Annotated in this window: 19 protein-coding genes and 1 pseudogene; 14 read left to right on the forward strand and 6 right to left on the reverse strand. The window is 62.9% G+C overall.

What is annotated here, in order from left to right:
- Nucleotides 1-438 precede the first annotated feature (438 nt).
- Nucleotides 439-858, forward strand: coding sequence for a hypothetical protein (locus tag L810_RS18835; protein ID WP_257008909.1), 420 nt, complete (start codon nucleotides 439-441; stop codon nucleotides 856-858).
- A gap of 124 nt (nucleotides 859-982) precedes the next feature.
- Here the strand turns inward: L810_RS18835 and L810_RS18840 are convergent, their stop codons facing one another.
- Both L810_RS18840 and L810_RS18845 read right to left on the reverse strand, forming a co-directional pair.
- Nucleotides 983-1,294 (reverse strand): cupin domain-containing protein, encoded by a 312-nt coding sequence (locus L810_RS18840; RefSeq protein WP_021159866.1) that lies wholly within the window; start codon nucleotides 1,292-1,294, stop codon nucleotides 983-985.
- A gap of 106 nt (nucleotides 1,295-1,400) precedes the next feature.
- Nucleotides 1,401-2,132: an AraC family transcriptional regulator gene (locus L810_RS18845; RefSeq protein ID WP_021159867.1), complete on the reverse strand. Its 732-nt coding sequence runs from the start codon at nucleotides 2,130-2,132 to the stop codon at nucleotides 1,401-1,403.
- 160 nt (nucleotides 2,133-2,292) lie between these two features.
- Here L810_RS18845 and L810_RS18850 point away from each other — a divergent pair, with 160 nt between their 5' ends.
- The 9 genes from L810_RS18850 to L810_RS18885 all read left to right on the forward strand — a co-directional run bounded on the left by L810_RS18850 (nucleotide 2,293) and on the right by L810_RS18885 (nucleotide 13,102).
- On the forward strand, nucleotides 2,293-3,753 hold the full coding sequence (locus tag L810_RS18850) for an SLC13 family permease (RefSeq protein ID WP_042975332.1): 1,461 nt from the start codon (nucleotides 2,293-2,295) through the stop codon (nucleotides 3,751-3,753).
- Nucleotides 3,754-3,890: 137 nt separating this feature from the next.
- Entirely contained in the window at nucleotides 3,891-4,859 is a 969-nt protein-coding gene (locus L810_RS18855) for a LysR family transcriptional regulator (protein ID WP_051392290.1), read from the forward strand.
- A gap of 275 nt (nucleotides 4,860-5,134) precedes the next feature.
- Nucleotides 5,135-7,408, forward strand: a complete 2,274-nt coding sequence (locus L810_RS18860; protein ID WP_021159870.1) for an iron-containing redox enzyme family protein — start codon at nucleotides 5,135-5,137, stop codon at nucleotides 7,406-7,408.
- Between the two features lie 31 nt (nucleotides 7,409-7,439).
- On the forward strand, nucleotides 7,440-9,302 hold the full coding sequence (locus L810_RS18865) for a carbamoyltransferase family protein (RefSeq protein WP_021159871.1): 1,863 nt from the start codon (nucleotides 7,440-7,442) through the stop codon (nucleotides 9,300-9,302).
- Between the two features lie 21 nt (nucleotides 9,303-9,323).
- On the forward strand, nucleotides 9,324-9,512 hold the full coding sequence (locus L810_RS18870) for a hypothetical protein (protein ID WP_021159872.1): 189 nt from the start codon (nucleotides 9,324-9,326) through the stop codon (nucleotides 9,510-9,512).
- Between the two features lie 32 nt (nucleotides 9,513-9,544).
- Complete coding sequence (locus tag L810_RS18875) at nucleotides 9,545-10,708, forward strand: SGNH/GDSL hydrolase family protein (protein ID WP_042975334.1); 1,164 nt, start codon at nucleotides 9,545-9,547, stop codon at nucleotides 10,706-10,708.
- Entirely contained in the window at nucleotides 10,680-10,802 is a 123-nt protein-coding gene (locus L810_RS49130) for a hypothetical protein (protein WP_257008910.1), read from the forward strand. The genes L810_RS18875 and L810_RS49130 overlap by 29 nt, the downstream gene beginning before the upstream one ends.
- A gap of 33 nt (nucleotides 10,803-10,835) precedes the next feature.
- Nucleotides 10,836-11,876: a fumarylacetoacetate hydrolase family protein gene (locus tag L810_RS18880; RefSeq protein ID WP_051392292.1), complete on the forward strand. Its 1,041-nt coding sequence runs from the start codon at nucleotides 10,836-10,838 to the stop codon at nucleotides 11,874-11,876.
- A 23-nt stretch (nucleotides 11,877-11,899) separates the two neighbouring features.
- The gene (locus L810_RS18885) at nucleotides 11,900-13,102 is read left to right on the forward strand and encodes an amidohydrolase family protein (RefSeq protein ID WP_021159876.1); all 1,203 of its coding nucleotides are present in this window, start codon (nucleotides 11,900-11,902) and stop codon (nucleotides 13,100-13,102) included.
- 78 nt (nucleotides 13,103-13,180) lie between these two features.
- Here L810_RS18885 and L810_RS18890 read toward each other — a convergent pair whose 3' ends face one another.
- Together L810_RS18890 and L810_RS18895 are read right to left on the reverse strand one after the other, a co-directional pair.
- Nucleotides 13,181-14,059 (reverse strand): hypothetical protein, encoded by an 879-nt coding sequence (locus tag L810_RS18890; RefSeq protein ID WP_021159877.1) that lies wholly within the window; start codon nucleotides 14,057-14,059, stop codon nucleotides 13,181-13,183.
- 310 nt (nucleotides 14,060-14,369) lie between these two features.
- A pseudogene (locus L810_RS18895) lies at nucleotides 14,370-14,665 on the reverse strand (H-NS histone family protein).
- A 452-nt stretch (nucleotides 14,666-15,117) separates the two neighbouring features.
- Between L810_RS18895 and L810_RS44055 the strand changes: the two are divergent.
- Nucleotides 15,118-15,546 carry a hypothetical protein gene (locus L810_RS44055; protein ID WP_051392293.1) on the forward strand — a complete coding sequence of 143 codons (429 nt, stop codon included), beginning with the start codon at nucleotides 15,118-15,120 and terminating at the stop codon, nucleotides 15,544-15,546.
- Nucleotides 15,547-15,639: 93 nt separating this feature from the next.
- On the opposite strand, the gene L810_RS45370 is transcribed toward L810_RS44055, so the two are convergent.
- On the reverse strand, nucleotides 15,640-15,858 hold the full coding sequence (locus tag L810_RS45370; protein WP_021159879.1) for a hypothetical protein: 219 nt from the start codon (nucleotides 15,856-15,858) through the stop codon (nucleotides 15,640-15,642).
- Nucleotides 15,859-15,953: 95 nt separating this feature from the next.
- Between L810_RS45370 and L810_RS18905 the strand changes: the two genes are divergently transcribed.
- On the forward strand, nucleotides 15,954-16,697 hold the full coding sequence (locus tag L810_RS18905; RefSeq protein ID WP_042975345.1) for a hypothetical protein: 744 nt from the start codon (nucleotides 15,954-15,956) through the stop codon (nucleotides 16,695-16,697).
- A 54-nt stretch (nucleotides 16,698-16,751) separates the two neighbouring features.
- Entirely contained in the window at nucleotides 16,752-17,927 is a 1,176-nt protein-coding gene (locus L810_RS18910) for a phage integrase (RefSeq protein ID WP_051392294.1), read from the forward strand.
- Between the two features lie 105 nt (nucleotides 17,928-18,032).
- On the opposite strand, the gene L810_RS18915 is transcribed toward L810_RS18910, so the two are convergent.
- Nucleotides 18,033-18,494 carry an Lrp/AsnC family transcriptional regulator gene (locus L810_RS18915; protein WP_042975337.1) on the reverse strand — a complete coding sequence of 154 codons (462 nt, stop codon included), beginning with the start codon at nucleotides 18,492-18,494 and terminating at the stop codon, nucleotides 18,033-18,035.
- A gap of 271 nt (nucleotides 18,495-18,765) precedes the next feature.
- Here L810_RS18915 and L810_RS18920 point away from each other — a divergent pair, with 271 nt between their 5' ends.
- A complete protein-coding gene (locus L810_RS18920) occupies nucleotides 18,766-19,419 on the forward strand; it encodes a HalD/BesD family halogenase (RefSeq protein ID WP_441294013.1) in 654 nt (217 codons plus the stop codon).
- Nucleotides 19,420-19,511: the final 92 nt, after the last annotated feature.

A 19,511-nucleotide genomic window follows, 5' to 3' on the forward strand; every position in this document is an offset into this window, starting at 1 on the left:
TGACACCGGGCGGCCATCGGCTACGGTCGCGGGTGTCGGGCGGGAACTCAGGGGGCAGGCGGCTGCGAAGCTCCGGGTTTGACCGGGATGAGCCGCCGCGCGGCGAGCGCGATCGTGGGGGCCGCCTGTGCGGCCTCCACCTGACCAGGTCTTTCAGGGGTTAAAAGGGGGTTGCGTCAGGGATTGATGCCCGGCAGGGCCGGGACGCCGCAGGCGGCCCGGTGCGAAGGCACGAAAGCCCGGCCCGCAACGTGAGTGGAGGGAGACGTCCGGCTGGCCGTCACATGCAACACCATCGCCCGTCAATCGGGTCATCGTGGGTCAGTCCATCAGGGGAAACCGCCGTGCCGCGTATTACTGTCGCGGCGCCGGTAACGGGTGCGAACGGTGTGACGGCATGTAATGCATGCGCGACGACCATGTTGCAGCAATCACAGGATGAATCAGGTGATCGCGCGATGGCCATTGCTGCTGATGAGAGAATCCCCGGCGGCGCCGCCGCTGGCTCGTCGCAGGGCGCGTGCTTGCTACAATAGCAACCCGTTCAAGCAACGAAAGCAGCGTGACATAGCGATGCCTGTGCAGCCAGAGAGTGAATCCGTGGACGTTCCCCGGGCAGCGAACAAGCCCCGGCGGTTAACGCTTGCCAGCGCGCTGGCACAGCGGGAGCGAACAAGCGCATCCATCGGCTCGCGCATCCATGCGGACGTGTTCGAGCTTGAGGTGGTGGACATCGGACCCTACACGGATCGGGACGGAAACGTCGTGACCTTCCTTGCGCGCCCGGCCGGGGATGCCGTGCCGCGCACCGGTGACATCCTCAGAACCGCCTGGGGTATCTGCAGGGTTGTGGAGTGACCCGCGCACCGCGCGTCGACGGCACGCCGGTGCGCGCGAAACCGGTCGTCAGCCAGGGGCATGAAGAAGTGACCGGTGAGAAACGCAGATGCAGGTTCCCCCCGGTCCCCTATGGCGCCGTCAGTCAGACGCTGCCTTCGCGCTCAACGACGAGAATGCGCGCCTCGCCCCGCGGATGGGCGACGTGTTCGCAGCCAACTCCCGCGTAAAAGACATCTCCGGCGGCCAGCGTGACGACCCGTTCTTCGCCCGCCTCACGATAATGCATGTCTACCGTTCCATCGAGCACAGCGAACACCTCTTCGCCGTCGTTCACATGCCAGCGGTACGGCTGGTCTGTCCAGTGCAGACGTACGCTGATGCCGTGCATCGTCGCGATGTCGAGCGCACCCCACGCGCGGTCTGGCGTGAACTCGCGGCTGCGGATGACTTTCACGGCTGGCTCCTGACTGAAGAGGTATCCATCGTAGCCTGGGGTGCCCATAACCGTGCTGGCGGCGCGCTTCGCGACGCAGCGCGCATGAAGGGATCCCGATGATCGGTTACAGGCGCCGCGCGCCCGACGTGCCCGCGAGCTGTGAGGGCGGGAAGCCGAGTGCGTGCCGGAACATGGTGGAGAAGGCCGGCGCATTCGCATAGCCGAGCTCAGCCGCGACTACGTGCAGCGGAACGCCCCGGCCGATCAGGTCGATCGCACGTGAGAGCCTGAGCTGACGGCGCCAGATTGCGAAGCTCGTATTCAGCTCGCGCTGGAAAAGCCGGGCCAGCGTCCTGTCGCTCGCGCCGACCACGCGGGCCCATTCCTGGAGCGTGCGGTCCGAGCCGGGCTCCTCCATCATCGCGGCGCACAGCGTGCGCAACCGTCTTTCTGAAGGCAACGGCAAGCCCAGGGGCAGCGTGGGTGCTTCACGGATTTCCTCGAGCAGCAGCTGCATGGCGAGGGACCGGTGGCGGGGCGAAGCCGGCGCGCTGCCGGCGACCGATTCGGTGAGCACGCGCATCAGGTCGGAGACTTCGATGACCGAGCACGCATCGGGCGGTAGCGGCGATGCACCCGGCTCGATATAGAGCGCGTGAAACTCGACGTGCCCAAGCATGACCACCTGGTGGTCGATGCCGGGCGGAATCCACACCGCACGCCAGAGCGGCACGATCCACATCATCCCGGGCGCGCTGACACGGATGCTCCCGACCCGCGGGCAGGCGAGCTGCCCCCAGGTGTGCCGGTGCCACTCGATGATGCCGTCCGGTGGCGGCAGGCGCAGGTGCGCCATGACCGGCTCCTTGCGGGTGGGCACTCTCTTGGGCTGCGGATCCCAGGCATCGCGTCGTGGCATGTTTTCGTAAGAAGATGTCTGTCAGTCGAATCATCGCCATTGTACAACTGCCTATGATGAAAGCAGTTGAGCGAAGAGACGATGGTGGGAGACGACAGTGGGTGAACTGAAGGCAGCCAGGGTCGAAGTGGAGGGACCTGCGCGCAAACCCGGGCGCAGGTCGGTGCATGCGCGTTACGGGGAGCAGATCGGCACGGGACTGTTGATCCTGTGGGTGGTGGCGGCGCTCTTCCTGACGCGACACGTACCGCTCATCCGCGGCTATCCGGTGGCTATGTCCCAGGCGGCGATCGTTGTGTTCTTCACGGTCTGTTCATGGGCGCTCGGGCTGCTCAAGGAGCCCGTGACGACGCTGCTGTTTTTCCTCTTCGCGATGCTGTTCAGTGTCGCGCCGGCGCAGACCGTTTTCGCGGGGTTTTCGTCTCCCGCCTGGTGGCTGGTTTTCGGCGGCGCGATCACCGGCGTGGCGGTACGCGTGACAGGGCTCGCGGGCCGTTTCAGCAATTTCCTGCTGGCCGCGAGGATCGACACATACGGGCACTATGTTGCCGCGGTCGCGCTCGGTGCCGTAGCCCTCGCGTTCGTGATGCCGTCGACGACGGGCCGGGTCCTGCTGCTCACGCCGCTCGCGCTGACCCTGGCGGACCGCCTGGGTTTCGGGCCCGGACGTCGCGGACGCACGGGACTGGTGATGGCGGTCGCTGCGGGAAGCTACATGCCGCCGACGACGATCCTGCCTGCGAACATCCCGAACTCGGTGCTGCTTGGCGCGGCGCAGTCACTCTATGGCGTCCACCTGCATTACGGCCCGTACTTCCTCCTGCATTTTCCCGTGCTCGGCGCGCTGAAGACCGTCGTCCTTGTCTGGCTTATCCGCCGCCTGTTTCCGGACCGCGTCGAGTCTGTTTCCCGGCCTGAAGCGATTGACGGGCGGCTGTCGGGACGGGAATGGACGCTCACAGTCATCCTTGGACTGTCGCTGCTGTGCTATGCGACCGACTTCTGGCATGGCATCTCTCCGGCTTGGGTGAGCCTCGCCGCTGGCGTGGCGTGCCTGCTTCCGCAGACGGGAATCGTGCCGGCGAAGGACTTCAGCGAGCAGGTCCACGTTACGCCACTCGTGTACGTCGCCGGATTTCTGGGGCTCGGCGCGCTGATTTCGGAATCCGGGCTCGGGGGCTGGGCGGCCGGTCTGATACTGCACTGGGTGCATATGATGCCGGGCCACACGCTCGCGAACGTGATCTGGCTTGAGCTGACTGGCGCATGCATCGGACTGCTGACGACCTTGCCGGGGCTGCCCGCGGTTCTGACGCCGGTGGCGGGGCAGTTCGCGCATGCGAGTGGATTACCGCTGTACACCGTGCTGATGCTTCAGGTGCCGGTGTTCTCAACGGTTTTCCTGCCGTACCAGTCGCCGCCCATGATGATCGCGATGCATATGGGCGGCGTTTCCCTGCGGGACGGGACGAGGCTGTGCCTCTGCCTTGCGGCGATCACGGTGATTGCCCTCCTGCCCCTGGACTGGATGTGGTGGAGGCTGCTGGGCATGGTGTGAGGTATTCCCGCGGTGAACGCGTCTGTTGCGTCATGTCCGGGCCAGGATCTGTCTGCAGCGGTGAGGGACGGGCGTGCCTGATCATGCACGCAGCGGCGCACCGCATGAACGGGTGACGATCGTGTGGAAAGAACGATATGCTGGACCTGAGACGATTGCGCTATTTCGTGGCCCTGGCCGATGAGCTGCATTTCGGGCGTGCTGCACAGAGGCTGCATGTCGCGCAGCCGCCTCTGACACGCCAGATCGGAATGCTGGAGGCTGAGCTCGAATTCCCGCTGTTCCAGAGGACGAGCAGGACCGTTCAGCTGACGGCGGCGGGTGCGAGATTTCTGCCGTTCGCGCGTGCCATCGTGGACGACTGCGTACGGACCGAGGATTACGCGAGGAAGCTCGCGCGGGGCGCTGCCGGATCGGTGACGATTGGATATTCCGCTTCCGTCTCGCTGGATACCGGATTCGGCCCCGCACTCAGATTGGCAGCGTTACAGTTCCCCGATATCGGATGGTCACTGGTGGAGATGCCATCAGGCATCCTGAACGAAAGTGTTCGGGGCGGGCAGGTCGACATCGGCATATCGCGTCTTGCGCCAGCCACCGAGCGGGTTGATGTTCGCATCGAGCGGCACCTGACGGAGCACGTCGTCGCCGCGCTCGCACTGGATGATCCGTTATCGACGCATGAAGCGCTGCGGCTCGAGTCGCTGGCGGAGCGTCAGATTGTCGTCTCGTCCGCAGGTTCGGCGTCCGGTTTGAATGTTCAGGTTCAGCACCTGTTCGAACGTCACGGGTTGATGTGGAGGCCGGGTCCGGCTGCACCACAACTGGCGTCCATGATGACGCTGGTATCGGCCGGCCTGGGCGTCGCGCTGCTGCCGGCGTCGGCGGCGATGCCATTGCGCGCCGGCGTGCGATACATGCCCGTCTTGGGGGATGAGACCTACATCGACGCGTTCGTCATTTGCCGGGAGGAGCGGCTGCCGCCCCCGCAAGCTGCCCTTCTTCGATTCTTTTGCAGCCACGTACCGCAGGATAGCCTGCTTTCGGGGCGCACACTGGCGGCAATGGGACAGCAGGGTTCACACTCGGCCTGTGTCGATCAGTAATAGCCGTAGTTACATATTCATGTGCGCCAACGCGCAATTGAAGCGATTACAGAAAAAGTATTGATCCCGACAAAATCTGTATTGGTCGTGGCTCTACCCCTCCTGCTATAAAGATCTTGCCTGCTTTCAGTGCGTTTTCTGCCGTATCACGGGGCATGACTGCGCGATATTCATTTTGAATGAGAGTGGGAATGTGACCGGCATGCAGGTCGATGACGTGCCATGAACTGCTCCGAGGCAGTGATTTCCGGTCCTGAATAACGAGGGGTACTCCGATGAATGCGCGCGTGAGAGAACGCGACCTTCGCGTGCCGGAAACGGCGGTTAGCGATCCGCGGCATCTGTTCCATGCATTGCTGGCGCAAGCTGAATCGCCGGCAACGCGGGCCATGGCGCGCAAGGTGGTCAGCCAGGAAATCGCGACGGCCCGTTCGTGGAGGATCGCCGGCGAGCAAGAGCGCACCCAGGCGCCGGGTTCCCTTCAGGACATGCTGGACGTCAGCAGGGCTGTACGCGACCAGCGTGCCGCCAGCGTCAGCGGATGGACGGACAAGCTCGATGCACGGGGATGGAAACTGGTGCTTCGCCAGTACGCACCCATCACGATGACCGAGGGAAGCTGGATCCAGTACGCCTTCGGACCGCTGCGGTCCCACACTGCATCCAGCGCGGCTCTGCTGCGGGCCCATTCGCTGTATGCCGGCTATGGCAGCGCGACAGGCAATTCCGGACACCGGTACTTGGAGTCACTGCACGGACTGGACATTGCACTGCCAGCCGTGGGCACCTGGGCATTTGCGAACGACGACAGGATCGCGACCGCAGTCTGGCGCGAACCGGCCGTTGCACTTGCCCTTTCGGAATTCTCCGAAACGTTTCTGCCGGAAATACTCGGCTATAACCTGTTTCGCGCGATGTACGGTCTGTGCCCGCTCGTCGCTGCAGCCAGCGCCTTTGTGCGGGAACAGGGGGCCGCCATTGGATATTGGGAGTTCCATCGCTCCGATGCGATACGGATCCAGCTGGTTGACGGCGCAACGGCAGCGATCCAGGCATACCTTGAGGCCGACACCGGGGACAGCGGACTGCACGAAACGGAGCGCTCCGCCATCGACCGTATCGGGACCGGTCTCGCGCTCGCAGAGATGCTGACGGGACACTGGCTGGCCGTAGCGGGTGGCCTGGTCGATCGGGACGGGCTCTCGCCCCGCGCGCAGATGCTGGCGCTCGTCGAGCGCAAGGCGTTGCATGCATTCGGCTACCATCGTCATCCCCGTCTTCGCGGGCACCCGGTCGATGAATATCTGGATCCGGCGCAGACTGATGCCGAAACCCTGCTGGGTGAACTGGCGCGGTCACCCTATGTGAAGCCAGGCGAGTCCGGACGAAGCCCGCTGCTGACAAAGCTGGTGCAGTTTGGCGGTCCGATGTTCAGGATATTCACTCCGGCCGAGCTTGACACGATTGCGGTCTGGATCGACAGCCTGCCGAAGGCAGATGCGTTGACGCCCGAGGTGCGAAAAGATGCAGCCGGCGACACCCCGGCCTGTGTGCCTGAGATCGGCCCCGTGATTGCACCGGTGGACATCGGGCAGCACGACATGACGCGGCCCGCAGTCCAACGGTCGGCCGGGCGCCGATACAACGTGCGGGAGCTGTATCACCGCCTGCTCAATGTCGAGGCGTACCCTGATGCACTGGAAGCGGGTGCGCAGTTTGCGTCGGAGTGGATCATACGGTCGGGCCTCGGGACCGGTAGTGATGACCGGGGGTTGCCATTCGAATCGTACAGCGCCACGATGCTGAAGAGCTGGCTGGACGCGAAGCACCGCGAGCAGGTCGATTCCTACGACGCTGACTCGAGCGCCATGATGCAGTCGCGCGAAGCGGTCATCCATCAGTCGGTTCAACTGTGTCCGATGGTGTTCATTGACGGTGCCTGGCTGCAACGATTTTCATCTGTGGTGTCCTGCGGCACCACGATCGGTTCCCTGCTGTATCACATCTATGCAGATGAGCTTGGCAATGGATCGGTCAGGGAGAACCACCCCAATGTGTATCGCGAGCTGATGCTGCAGATGGGCGTCGAGCTGCCTGAATTCACCACACGCGAGTTCGCCTTCTGGAGCGGCTTCGAGGACGAGGCGTTTGACGTGCCCACGTTCTGGCTATCCGTATCGAGGTTTCCGCAGCGCTTCTTTCCGGAGATCCTTGGCCTGAATCTGGCCATGGAATTGTCGGGTGTCGGGGGAAGCTACCGGCAGGGGCGCGATCTGCTCAGGAAGTACGGGTACAGCTCGGCATTTGTCGACCTTCACAACACGATCGACAACGTGTCCACCGGCCACACAGCAATGGCCCTTCAGGCAATCACCCTGCACCTCGACGCTGTTGCGTCGCATAGTGCGGGGCGTGCGGTTGACCGCGAATGGCATCGGGTCTGGACAGGCTACCGTGCGCTGAAGCCGCCGACGGGGATCAGGGGAAAGTTGCGCCTTGCGAGGCATCGCGCTGCCGCGCTCCTGGCGCGCCGGTCGCAGTTGGCATGAGTACCAGCCACGAAGATATTTAGGATACCGGATGGTGACTGCCATGACAGGAAAAGCGATTCTGGGCATCTCCGCCTACTATCACGATAGTGCCGCGGCGCTTGTCGTTGACGGACGCATCGTCGCTGCTGCCCAGGAAGAGCGGTTTACGAGGAAGAAGCAGGACAGCTGTTTTCCAAGGCATGCGGTCGAATATTGCCTGCGTGAAGGCGGCCTTGATCTTGCCCAGTTGCAGTCGGTCGTCTTCTATGACAAGCCGCTCGCGAAATTCGGCAGGCTGATGCAGACGTACCTCGCGTTTGCACCACGCGGCTTTTCATCGTTCTCGCAGGCGCTGCCGGTCTGGGTGAAGGACAAGCTGCATGTGCGTTCGTCGCTGGCAAGGGAGTTCGTCGCGGTGTCCGGCTTACCCGAGGCGCAGTTGCCACCACTGCTGTTTTCCGAGCACCATCTCTCGCATGCGGCGTCGGCGTTCTATCCGGGGCCGTTTAGCCGTGCGCTCGTGCTGTGTCTGGATGGCGTGGGCGAGTGGGCGACGACATCCGCATGGCTGGGTGACGGGACATCGCTCACGCCGCTCTGGCAGGTCAATTTTCCGCATTCGCTCGGGCTGCTGTATTCGGCGTTCACCTATTACTGCGGCTTCAAGGTGGATTCCGGCGAGTACAAGCTTATGGGGCTTGCCCCCTATGGTGTGCCGCGTTATCGCGATGTGATCCTTTCGAAGCTCATCGATCTCAAGGAAGACGGCACGTTCCGGCTCGACATGGCGTATTTCAATTTCGCCACGGGCCTCACGATGACGAATGCGCGCTTCGCGCGACTTTTCGGTGGGCCGCGCCGCGAGCCTGAAAGCGAGCTGACCCAGCGGGAAATGGACCTCGCGGCGTCGATCCAGCTTGTGACCGAGGAGATCGTACTTCGCCTTGCCCGGACCCTGCACCGGGAGACCGGGGAGCGCAATCTGTGTCTGGCCGGAGGCGTCGCGCTCAACTGCGTGGCGAATGGCAGGCTGCTGCGTGAAGGCCCGTTTGACGACATCTGGATCCAGCCGGCAGCGGGCGATGCCGGCGGCGCACTGGGCGCCGCGCTTGTGGCCCATTATGGGACGCCGGGGGTGATGAGGGCAGTGTCTGGTATGGCAGACGCCATGCAGGGCAGCTACCTCGGACCCGCCTATACCGATGACGAGATCACGCGCTATCTCAAGTCGGTGGATGCGCCGTACTACCGGCTCGATGAAGTCGACCTGCTGGAGTACGTGGCGGAGCTGCTGGCCGAAGGAAAGGTCATCGGCTGGTTTCAGGGGCGCATGGAGTTCGGCCCGCGTGCGCTGGGGAGTCGCTCGATCATCGGGGATCCGCGAAGCCGGAGCATGCAGACGACGATGAACCTGAAGATCAAGTTCAGGGAGTCGTTCCGGCCGTTTGCGCCGTCGGTGCTTGCGGAACACGTATCCGGCTGGTTCGGCCTTGACCGGCCCAGCCCCTACATGCTCATCGTGGCGCCTGTCGCGGATCAGCGGCGCCTTCCTGTAGATCAGGATTACGAGAAGCTGTTCGGCATTGCGAAGCTGAACGTTGCGCGCTCCACCATACCAGCGATCACGCACGTCGACTATTCGGCCAGGGTGCAGACAGTGCACCGCGAGACGAACCCCAGGTTTCATGGCCTGCTCACAAAGTTCTTTGAGCGCACGGGGTGTCCGATGGTGGTCAACAGCTCATTCAATGTGCGGGGAGAACCGATTGTCGAGTCTCCGTCGGACGCCTATCGCTGCTTCATGAGGACGGAGATGGACTGCCTCGTGATCGGCAACTGTGTGCTACTGAAGGACCAGCAGCCGGTCTGTGAGACGGACACGGCATGGAAGGAAGAGTTTGCGTTGGACTGATCAGATTGCGAAGAGGTGGATATGCGTGCATCCGGTTCGGTATTCGAGCGCCTGCTGGCGGGCGTCGCATTTTTTCTGCTGCTGTCTCCAGTGGCGATCCTGTGGCGGCTCTGGTCTGATCCGCTTGGCAGAAGATGGGAGCCGGCGATGGACAGCTACCGCGTGCGTCCCAACCGGTCGCGCCGGCTGGACATGTCGCGCATGTCGTAGCGGGAAACGACGTTCGACGAGGGAGGAACACCATGGCAAGCGCCACAGACGACATGCAGAGCGTGCGATACGGGCTGACACCGCAGATGGCGGAGTATGACCGGCTGCTCGCGCGTTCGTCGTTGCGCTGGTGCCCGCACATCATGTTCTTTCATCCGCGCCATTATGTCTCCCGCGTGGTGAATACCGACGAGCTCGGGTTTCGCTGCGGCGTAGGCCCGCGGGGAGAGGTGAACTTCTCTCCGTCCAATCTCGCAGGGGCGACCGAGGTGAACCTGCTCGTCGGCGGCTCCGTCGTAATGGGGCTGGGCTGTACGGGCGACTGCTCGACGATCCCGTCGATCCTGACGCGCTCGGGTATGGGCAACGCACCGTGGGTGAACATGGGAGGACGGGGTTTCACCTCGGCGCAGGAACTCATCCTCTTCCTGCTGATGCGCGACCGGCTGCCTGCGATCCGCCATATCGTCCTTCTCAGCGGGCTGAACAACCTGGTGCTCGCCGACCCACACAGCGAATTCGCTGTGTCCTTTGGGGACTTCTTTTTCTCACAGGATTTCGCAGCCGCGATGGCCGGCACGAACGAGCGATACCGGTCGCGGCAGTCGCTATGGAAGCGGATACGGCCGCGAGAAACGGAGCAGCATGCCTTGGGGGCAGTCCAGCCCGACAACCAGCACGCTCCAGGCGAGCGGATCGGGCTGGCCGTTCAGCAGATCGAACGGGACCTGCGTCACTGGATGTTATTGACTGCGGGACTTGATTGCACGCTGACCTATGTCCTGCAGCCATTTGCTACGTGGCTGGATCGCGAGCCGCATGAGAGCGAGCAGACGATATTCGAGTCGCTGGATCGCCACGCTGGCGAGTCTGGCGCCGTTGACGGAATCCGCGACGCAGAGACGGGGCGACGGTTCAGGAGTGGCGTCGAGGCGTTGTGCGCCAGAAACCGGGTGCCGTTTGTCGATATGAACGCCAGTCTGTCGGGCGAACGGTACCGCGATCGCTGGCTCTTTGTCGATCGTGCCCATCTGACCGATGAAGGGTGCGAGGCGGCAGTGGAGACGGTCGGCGAAGTCTTTTCGCAGTGGCAACACCACGCATATTCATCGATGCAAGCCTCAATCCACAGGAGGGTGTATGAACCGCTCAGCTCAGAAGTCCAAGGTGGCTCAATTCAAGTCGGCAAAGGATGACACGCCCGGCAAGCGGTCCGTGTTGCAGACGCTGATCGACCGGCTCCTGCGTCGCCGCAGGAAGAACGACAAGACGATCTATCCGCTGTTCTGATCCAGTGTCCAAGCCCGCAGCACGGAGTTGCCGATGAGTGGCCTCAAACGCGAACGGGGGTTCGCGCTCGCATACGCGAAGGCTCGCGCGGACGCTGCGCAGTGGTTCGTCGTGGTCGGGGAACGTGCCGTTCCGCTGTCGGATCTGGCGGCGGGCAGACTGCTGGCGGTTCCGTTGGATGGCGCGGCGGCGCTGGACCGCATTTTCTCTGACTGGGATGCATTGATCCGGCAGTTGACGGTGCTGGACAGCCTGGCGTTCCGGGATGTCCAGCACGAAGGGTGGGTACCGGTCGAGCAGCTGGACTTGCTTGCTCCGGTGTCCCCTGGCGCGAACATCTACTGTTCCGCGGCCAATTACCGCAGACAACTGGTTGAGCTGATCATCACGCGGGGCGGTGACCCCGAAATCGACCGGCTCCCGGTTGCCGAACGAAGACCTGTTGCAGAGCGGATGGTGGAGAAGCGGTCCAGACAGGGGGAGCCGTATTTCTTTATGCGGCCGAATTCGGGCATTGCGGCACCGAGCGGTGAGATCCGCGTGGAAGCCGGCACGACGGAGCTGGACTGGGAACTGGAACTCGGCGTGGTAATCGGTCGTCGTGCACGCCATGTCGGGCGCGAAGAGGCAGGGAACTACGTGGCCGCATTTCTCATCCTGAACGACGTGACCGACCGCAGCCTCATTTACCGCAAGGATTTTCCGGGTGCGGACTGGCTGAGGGGCAAGGGGATGCCGGACTCAATGCCTGCTGGCCCGTATCTCGTACCGGCGAGCGTGATCGGCGAGATCGCGGCGCTGCGACTGCGCCTGTCGGTCAACGGGGAGGTGATGCAGGACGAGCTCGCGGGCGACATGATCCTTGATGTGCCACGCCTGATTGAATATCTCTCGTCCAGGGTCGAACTGCGCCCCGGAGACGTGATCGCAACCGGAACACCTGCGGGCACCGGGGCGGAGCGTGGCCGTTTCCTGCGCGATGGGGACGTGATAAAGGCAGAGATAGACGGACTCGGGTGCCAGACGAGCAGGATTGTGTTCGGGCCGGAGTCTGGGCTGGGCGACCGGCCTTGAGAACCATCTTCGGGGGCACGCACATGCAGATCGACACGCAGCGGAGGGCGCACCCCGCGGAGTGGGTAATACGGGATGCGGAGTACTTTGATCCGGAATCGCACGAGTTCAGGAAGGCTGACATCGAAATCGCCGGTGCGTACATCAGTGATATCAAATCGGCGGGAACCTCCGGGCTGGCCGACGGTGTCAGCGCGGCCGGGTACGTGTGTACGCCCGCTGTGATTCATCCGTGGGTCGATCCAAGGACGGCCTGTCTCATTGGCGGGTCGATTGCCGGGAACGGCGTTACGGGTCTCGGGACGATCTGCGAAAACATCAGCGATTGCCTGCTGGTGATGTCCGCCCTGCGTGGCATGCCGGTGACGGTGCACGTGCGTCTGAACGATCGTGGGCGCAGCAATCTCGCGACGGGCTTCGCACCCGACATCGGGGTATTGCTGCGCATCGCGCGACGCGGCAGGGCTTTGGGTATCACATTTCGTCCGTTGATCGATTGCTCGCAGGTGACATCGGCCCAGGAGCTTGTCGATGCCGCGGCCGTTGCCACGAGACTCGGTGCCGGTCTGGGCGTTGCGCTGGGCGGCGCGTATGAGGAGGCGAGGGACTTCCGGGAGCGGTTCTACTGCAGCGAGATCGAGCTTCTGTCATTTCTCGGCCTGCTCGATGCGACTGCATGCCTGTTTGTCTCTACTCCGCTGGGTAGACGGGATCTGGATCTCGTGGAGAAGTCCGGCGCATCGCTGGTCTGTCCGTATGGACTGCGCGGTGGGTCTCGCGGGGCGCGGGTCAGACGGGCGCGCATGGCGCTCGAATGTGGGCTTGGGCCTTCGCCATACATCGGGTTGTGCGCGCCGCGGTGGCCCGAAGCGCTCGATCAGGACGGCGGTGACGCTGAGGCGAACCAGCTCGTCGACGGCATGACGATGAATGCGGCGCGCGCGCTAGGCATGACAGACCGCGGAACAATCGCTCCCGGCATGCGCGCCGATATATGCCTGTTCTCATGGCGGCCGGCCCACATTCCGCACTCTGGTAGCCGGGGATTCCTGCAACTGCACGCGAGCCAACGGCCTGACGCCGTGCTGTTCCAGGGGATATGGCGGGCAGGTCTGCGTCGGCCGCCGGATGCGCACACGGAACGGCGTCGGAGGGTGAACGCCGCAGTGCCGGGCGCGGCGCAACGCTACGTTCGTGATCCTGGCGCACAGGCGGTATCGCCGTAGGGGGCAATGCGACCGGGACGGGGCTCTTGGCTGGACGCGTTCGAGCTTCCCGGATCAACGTGGTCGGATCGCGCGGCGTCAGCGGGTGCGCATGTAGGCCCTGTAGACGGCGGGCGACAGTTCCTGGAGTTCCCGGCGGCGCGTGAGCAATTCCCGCTGCCGGCCCTCCCTTTCCAGGATCAGGAGGTTCAGGACGAGTCGCATCGCACGTTCAGGTGTGAATCGTCGCGATGGCTGGGCCTGGACGAGCCAACGTGCGAGGCCGGGTTTCTCGATCAGTGCCCAGACCGGAAAATATACGAGATCCGAGCCGTCGCCGTTGCCTTCGAACTGTGCGTTGAAGGCAAGAAGCAGCGCGTCGAGGGAGGCATCCGCAAGGCGACTGGCGACGGTGTCAAAGCGGGCGGGCGAGAGCCAGGCAAGTTCGGCCAGCATGGGCCATGTGGCCTCGATCCCTTCGAGGTGATAGGTCGCTTCGGCCATCCACGCAAGAGGGGCCGGGATGCGTCGCCATGATCCGGTCGCGCCGACACACTGCCTTGCAGCGTGCCAGTCGCCAGCCTGCAGCCAGAAAGCTGCGGAATGGCAATCGGCGTACCGGGGACGGTATTCGAGCGCAGCGCAGCGTTGAGCAAGCCGTTGCCATAACGCCGACAGCCAGGCTTTGGCCTCGCGATGGCCAAGCAGTTGAATCGCGGCAGGGCGGACGTGGACCGTCAGCATGGTGGCAGTCTCCATGGCGGCATCGTGCCTGCCGATGGACGCTGCCCTGGCATCGTCATTGATCGCGGTCGCGAGAAGCTCGAGTAGCTGCAGGTGAGGGTCGGTGGGATATTCGGCGGCCAGCGTCTGCATCGCCCGACGTGCACCGGCACCGTCATATCGCTGCAAGGCAGTGAGTGCATCGTTTCGCAGTGTGACGTCCCGGCTGTTGGCAAAGATGTCCAGTTGGTCCACGAATGGTCTCCGTTATGTCGTCCGGCGGTAATCCTTTTCCATGCGGCGACGACGTTTCCCTTATCGCACCCCGCTTCTTCACAGGCTGGGTGAAGATGGAGCCGACGACCAGGCGTCGATCGGGTGACGTCGCTGCGGCGCGGCGGGCACGTGCGGCAGCACACGAGGTCGAACTGTCCGGCAGCGGGGCCGATGAATGTGATGACGCGTGCAGTTCGCACTCCAGCAGGTCGCCGACGGGTTGGGGGGGCTGTGCCAGGTGCGGGTGCAGTAGCAGCCGCTGCCGCTGCCGCTGCCGCGATGGTGGCGTCTATGCCTGGATCAGGAACCGCTCGCGATGCTTGCCCTTGTCCAGGATGGCTCTCGACCGCGGCCGCTCCACGTCTGGCCTGTCTTCGGGTTCTGGTATTTCGCGGTCGGTGACTGCGCGGCGCTGCCGTTCAGTCGGGTGCGCTTTCGCCCGAAGATCTGTTCGGGCGTCAGTCCGTACTCCCGGACCAGAGCCTGTACCTGTTCGAGGACCGTATGCAGTTCTGCAAGCCGGGCTTCTTCGGCCTGGGCCAGCAGTTTCTCGGCCTGTGCCCTGAGATCGCGATAGGTCGCCATTCGTTGCTCCTTTGTGGATTTTCCTTCGGACTGGGTCATGCGCATTGAGTCACTGGAACAAAGTCGAGCCGGAATGCGCTTTTGTCGCGCGGCTCCAGGCGCTACCCGCCCGGCAATATTACCAATATGGTGACAAGGTAACGCGGTGCTGTTGCGCCTGGTGCCCTGCGAATTTTGGGAGGTGGATCACATACGGAGCGGACACCATAAACCGAAAGCAGACCAATGGCCAGAAGAGCGGCCGGGCGGGCTGCCCGACACCCGTGCGGTACAGGCGGCAGTGGGACCGCTTCGGGAAAAAACGGGCACGACAGCAAAGGAGCGCATTGCCAGGTTCGGGACCTGACTGCAAATCAGGCCAACGCAGAATACTTGAGCCCAACTTCGGGGTCGATTATATAATCAGGTATCCATATCAATAACTCGATGTAGGGGGGGGAAAGGAGAAAGGCATGAACCCCGAAGAATTATCTTCCCGATATTTTGTGCACCTGAAGCGAGCCTGGTATGCCGAGGTCACGCTTCGGGAGATGCCGTTTGCCGACGAGGTGAGTTTTGGGACAGGGCCTGTCTCGGGTGCCGGCACATATGGCGAAATGGCGGTGCGCTGGTACCGTCTTGACCGCGTGCTGGCTCCGAGGCTGGAGGTGTTCGACGACGGGTGGCGGCTACTGGCGGACTTTGGTGACATTCTGGAAGCGATGGCGCGAGTGCGCACGGGCCGGAACATGGCCATCGCGCCAGCAGCCTTCTGCGCACTGCTGGAAGGGTGTGGCTTTTTCGATCGTACGCCCGTCGATCGCACGCCGCTGTGTCGACGCCAGCGAGCGGTGGATGAACCCCAGCCGGATCGTGACGGTGCTGGCGGACCCGAGCGGTAGCGCGAGCGAAGACGTCCGCGCAGCGATGCTGATTGTGTGCAGTCGGGTGCGGTCGCAGGCGCGCCCGTTTCGGACGTTCGACTGCGATACCGCTCAATCCCGAAATTCCCGGTCAAGACATCGCTTGCGTAACAGTTCGAGATTGACGAGGCTGTATTTTCCGATCGACACGGTGGGGATGTAGCCGCGGTTGGCAAAACCGGTTATCACGCCGATGGGCAGCCCCACCAGTTCAGCGAAACGCTCGCGGGTTACGAGCGGTGAAGCGTAGGCCGGCGATGTCGCGATGGCAGGCGGGAAAGACTGGTCCATAATACTCTCCTGAGTACATCAGTCCCCCAGAAGCTATTTGTTCATGAAAAGGATAAATGGCCTTTTTGGGATGTTATACTGGAGAGAGTGGAATCGTGTCAACAACCCTGGAAGACCGCGTGATCCTGCTGCTTCGCGAGCAGTCCGGTGATGCCGCGCGGGCAACTCACAACGAGGACGAGCTGGGGCACTCGCTGCTGGGCGGGCACGGATTCTGGGAGCGGCTTGCCGAGCGCACGGGCGTACTGTCGCGCCGCTGGCGCAAGGTTTATGCACGCGAGCAGAAGGTGACATCGGACATGCTGCAGGCCCTCGCGAGGCTGTTCCCGACATACGCGTTCTGGCTTGTCACTGGTATCACGGATGCGACCAATGGGCACGTGGCGCCCGCCACCGCGCAGACCTTCCCGGAGCGCCTGCACGTGGATTCGCCCGAGTCGTCGGCGTATTTTCGTGCATCGATCGAGCTTGCCGACCGGTTGTTCCGGGAAGGGCGGGTCAATGCAGAAGACGACGCGGAGCGCCTGTATGCGGCGCAGAGAACCCGTCCGCTCGCACACTGGCACGACAGCCCGCTCGCGGAAGTCGCGTACCGGCTGGCGGGCACACCCGACTATGCCGGGCTGCAGCAGCTATGGCAGCGTCGGGAAGTGGAGCGCACCGCGCGTGTCCGGCGCATTGCCGGAAAAGACCGTCCCGGCGGCCGGCGTCGCTCCGAAACCGTGGTGCCGGGCGCGCAAAGCGCAGTACTGGGAGTGGACGCACGAACCGCTCACCAGGACACATGGGATCTCTTTTATGTACCTGCGGGCCGGATGCCAGGCAGTCGAAAGCGATAGTCCCTGAGTTCAGGGGCATCGTCATCCGACCGGTGATGGAAAGGGAGTGTCGAGATGACGATCAAACAGGTCAAATCCGGTTGGCAGGTCAATGTGCAGCCTGGGGGGCGGGGCGCAAAGCGCCTGAAAAAGACGTTTGCGAAGAAAGCTGACGCAGAGGCCTGGAAGCGGCACGTGCAGGCAAAGGTCCAGGAAACGCCCGAGTGGGTACCGGCACGCAAGGACGCACGCCTGCTGTCGGAACTCGTCGAGCTATGGTACCGGCTGCATGGCTCAGGTCTGAACTCCGGAGACGGCACGAAGCGGCGGCTGCTCGCGATGTGCGAGGCAATGGGCAATCCGCGCGCGGACCGGTTCACCGCAGACATGTTTGCCGAGTATCGGGCGCAGCGACTTGCCGCCGGGATAACGGCGAACAACATGAACCGGGAGCAGGCATACATGCGCGCCGTATTCAATGAGCTGAAACGGCTCAAGCAATGGAAGCGAGCGAACCCGCTGGAGGATCTGCGAGCGTTCAAGATCCAGGAAAACGAGCTCACGTTCCTCACGCTGCCCCAGGTGCGGACCCTGCTCGACGAGTTGCCCAAAGGCCGGAACCTGCATGTCACGCTGGTCTCGAGAGTGTGCCTCGCCACCGGGGCGAGGTGGGGCGAGGCCGAGGGGCTACGTATCTCCCAGGTGCGCAACGGCGTGATCCAGTTCGTCAAGACCAAATCGAGCAAGGCGCGCGCAGTCCCGATCAGCAGGTCGCTCGCGAAAGACCTGCACGCGCACTTCAGGACGCACGGCGAAGATGAGCGCATCTTCGGCACGGCATGGTCTGCGTTCCGTGAGGCGCTGCAGCGCGCGAAAATCGTGCTGCCGAAGGGGCAGCTCACGCATGTGCTGCGGCATACTTTCGCGAGCCATTTCATGATGAACGGCGGCAATATCCTGTCCCTGCAGCGCGCGTTGGGACATCACAGCCTTACGATGACGATGCGGTATGCGCATCTGTCTCCTGACCACCTCGCAGAAACCCGGCATCTCAATCCGCTTGCACACGCGGAGCACGTCGACCGGCGTGGGGCTGGACAGCGCGGGCGCCGTCGTGACGCGACCGTCGTGGGGGAACGGCATCCTGCGAGGCTTGTCGGTTCCCCTGTACCGCGGCGCAGCGCAAAAACTGCAGAAGGCCGCCGTCCGCTGTCCGCTTTCCTCGCGCGCGTCGGCGTAGCGCCGGCGTAAGCGATGCAGATCGTAGCGGGTCGCACGCGCGACCCCGCCTTGAACACCATGTCTCGAAAAGCAACCCAGACACCGGTACGGTTGCTTTCTTCGTGAAGTGTCACGCTATAGCGGAGGCAGGCGCCTGTCCAGGGGAGCCGTCTTCACGATGGAGGTATGCGTATCGGCTTTTCCATGCAGGCGTTTGAGAACCTCGTCGAGATGGTCAACCGAACGCAGATAGAAGTGACAGACAAAATCGTCGTCGCCGGTGACCTTGAAGCAGGTCACGCATTCGGGGATTTCCTTGATCAGCTTCTCGACCAGTGTGAACTGCCCCGTGAGGGACTTGACGCGCACGATCGCCTGGATGGCATAGCCCAACGGCGCGGCATCAAGGTCGATGGTGAACCGCCGGATGACGCCGTGGTCTTCCAGTCGCTTCAGGCGTTCACTGCAGCTCGGTGCTGAGAGTCCGACTTCGGCTGCGAGGGTGCGTATCGAAGTGCGTGAGTCGTCGTGAAGCCGGCTGATCAGGCGGCGGTCGATATCGTCGAAGAGCAGTTTGGCGGATCGAAGGATTTTCACACGACGGGCCTTACATGATGAGCGTTTTTTCAATATATCACTTTACAAACGCTATGGAGCGGCCCCGGTCTCGCCGGATACCATCACCTTGCCCTTGCGATAAAGGCGGGCACACAGGTTCCCCAGAATTAGATGCTTCGCGAACGTGAAAGGATCTGCAATGACCACCTCATTTGACGAATCGAAACTCAAGAGCCACTTGACCACATCGTGCAGGAACCCGGCATCCAGAAGTTGCGAAATTCGTTCGCAAGGGATGGTTTCCTGAAAAATCAGAGAAGTCGTTACCGACGAGCTCCGCGACGCGGTGAGACAGGAGGTTTTCCGTCTGATCAACGCGCAACTGGAGCGGCGAGACCTGTATCTGGCAACAACGGACAACAGCCCACGTCACATGAGCGTGGTCAGGAGCGAGTTCATTGCGCAGGAAAGCCGGCTTATCGTGGAACTGTCCAGGTCGACCGTGCTCCTCGATGCACTTTCACGCATCGCCGATGTGAAAATCGTGCCTTCTGTGTCGAAGGACGAGGAATACCTGATTACGAAGCAGGAGCGAAAGGGGGACACGCATGGATGGCACTGGGGTGACTACAGTTTCGCCTTGATCTGGATCATCGAAACGCCGGCATTGGCGAAGGGAGGCATGCTCCAATGCGTCCCGCATACCTACTGGGACAAGGCGAACGCCAGGATAAACGAAATCCTGTGCGAGAACCCTATTTCGACATATGGATTCGAGTCAGGCGATGTCTACCTGCTGAGGACCGACACAACCTTGCACCGTACGGTTCCACTCGCGGAAGACGCGACGCGCATCATCCTGAACATGACATGGTCAGACGAGCACACTGCCGGTCGGGGACTGGTCGGCAACGACCGGTGGTGGGAAAACGCCGACGCCGAAGCCGCGCGTCAAACGGCTTGACCCGCGGCCAGGTCAGAGATCAGGAGAATCGACGTGCACGACGTACTATGTCTGGCGGAAGCGGCCAGTCTGAACCGCACCGGGAATCGTGG

It is taken from the genome of Burkholderia sp. AU4i (assembly GCF_000466765.1).
Classification (GTDB): domain Bacteria; phylum Pseudomonadota; class Gammaproteobacteria; order Burkholderiales; family Burkholderiaceae; genus Burkholderia; species Burkholderia cepacia.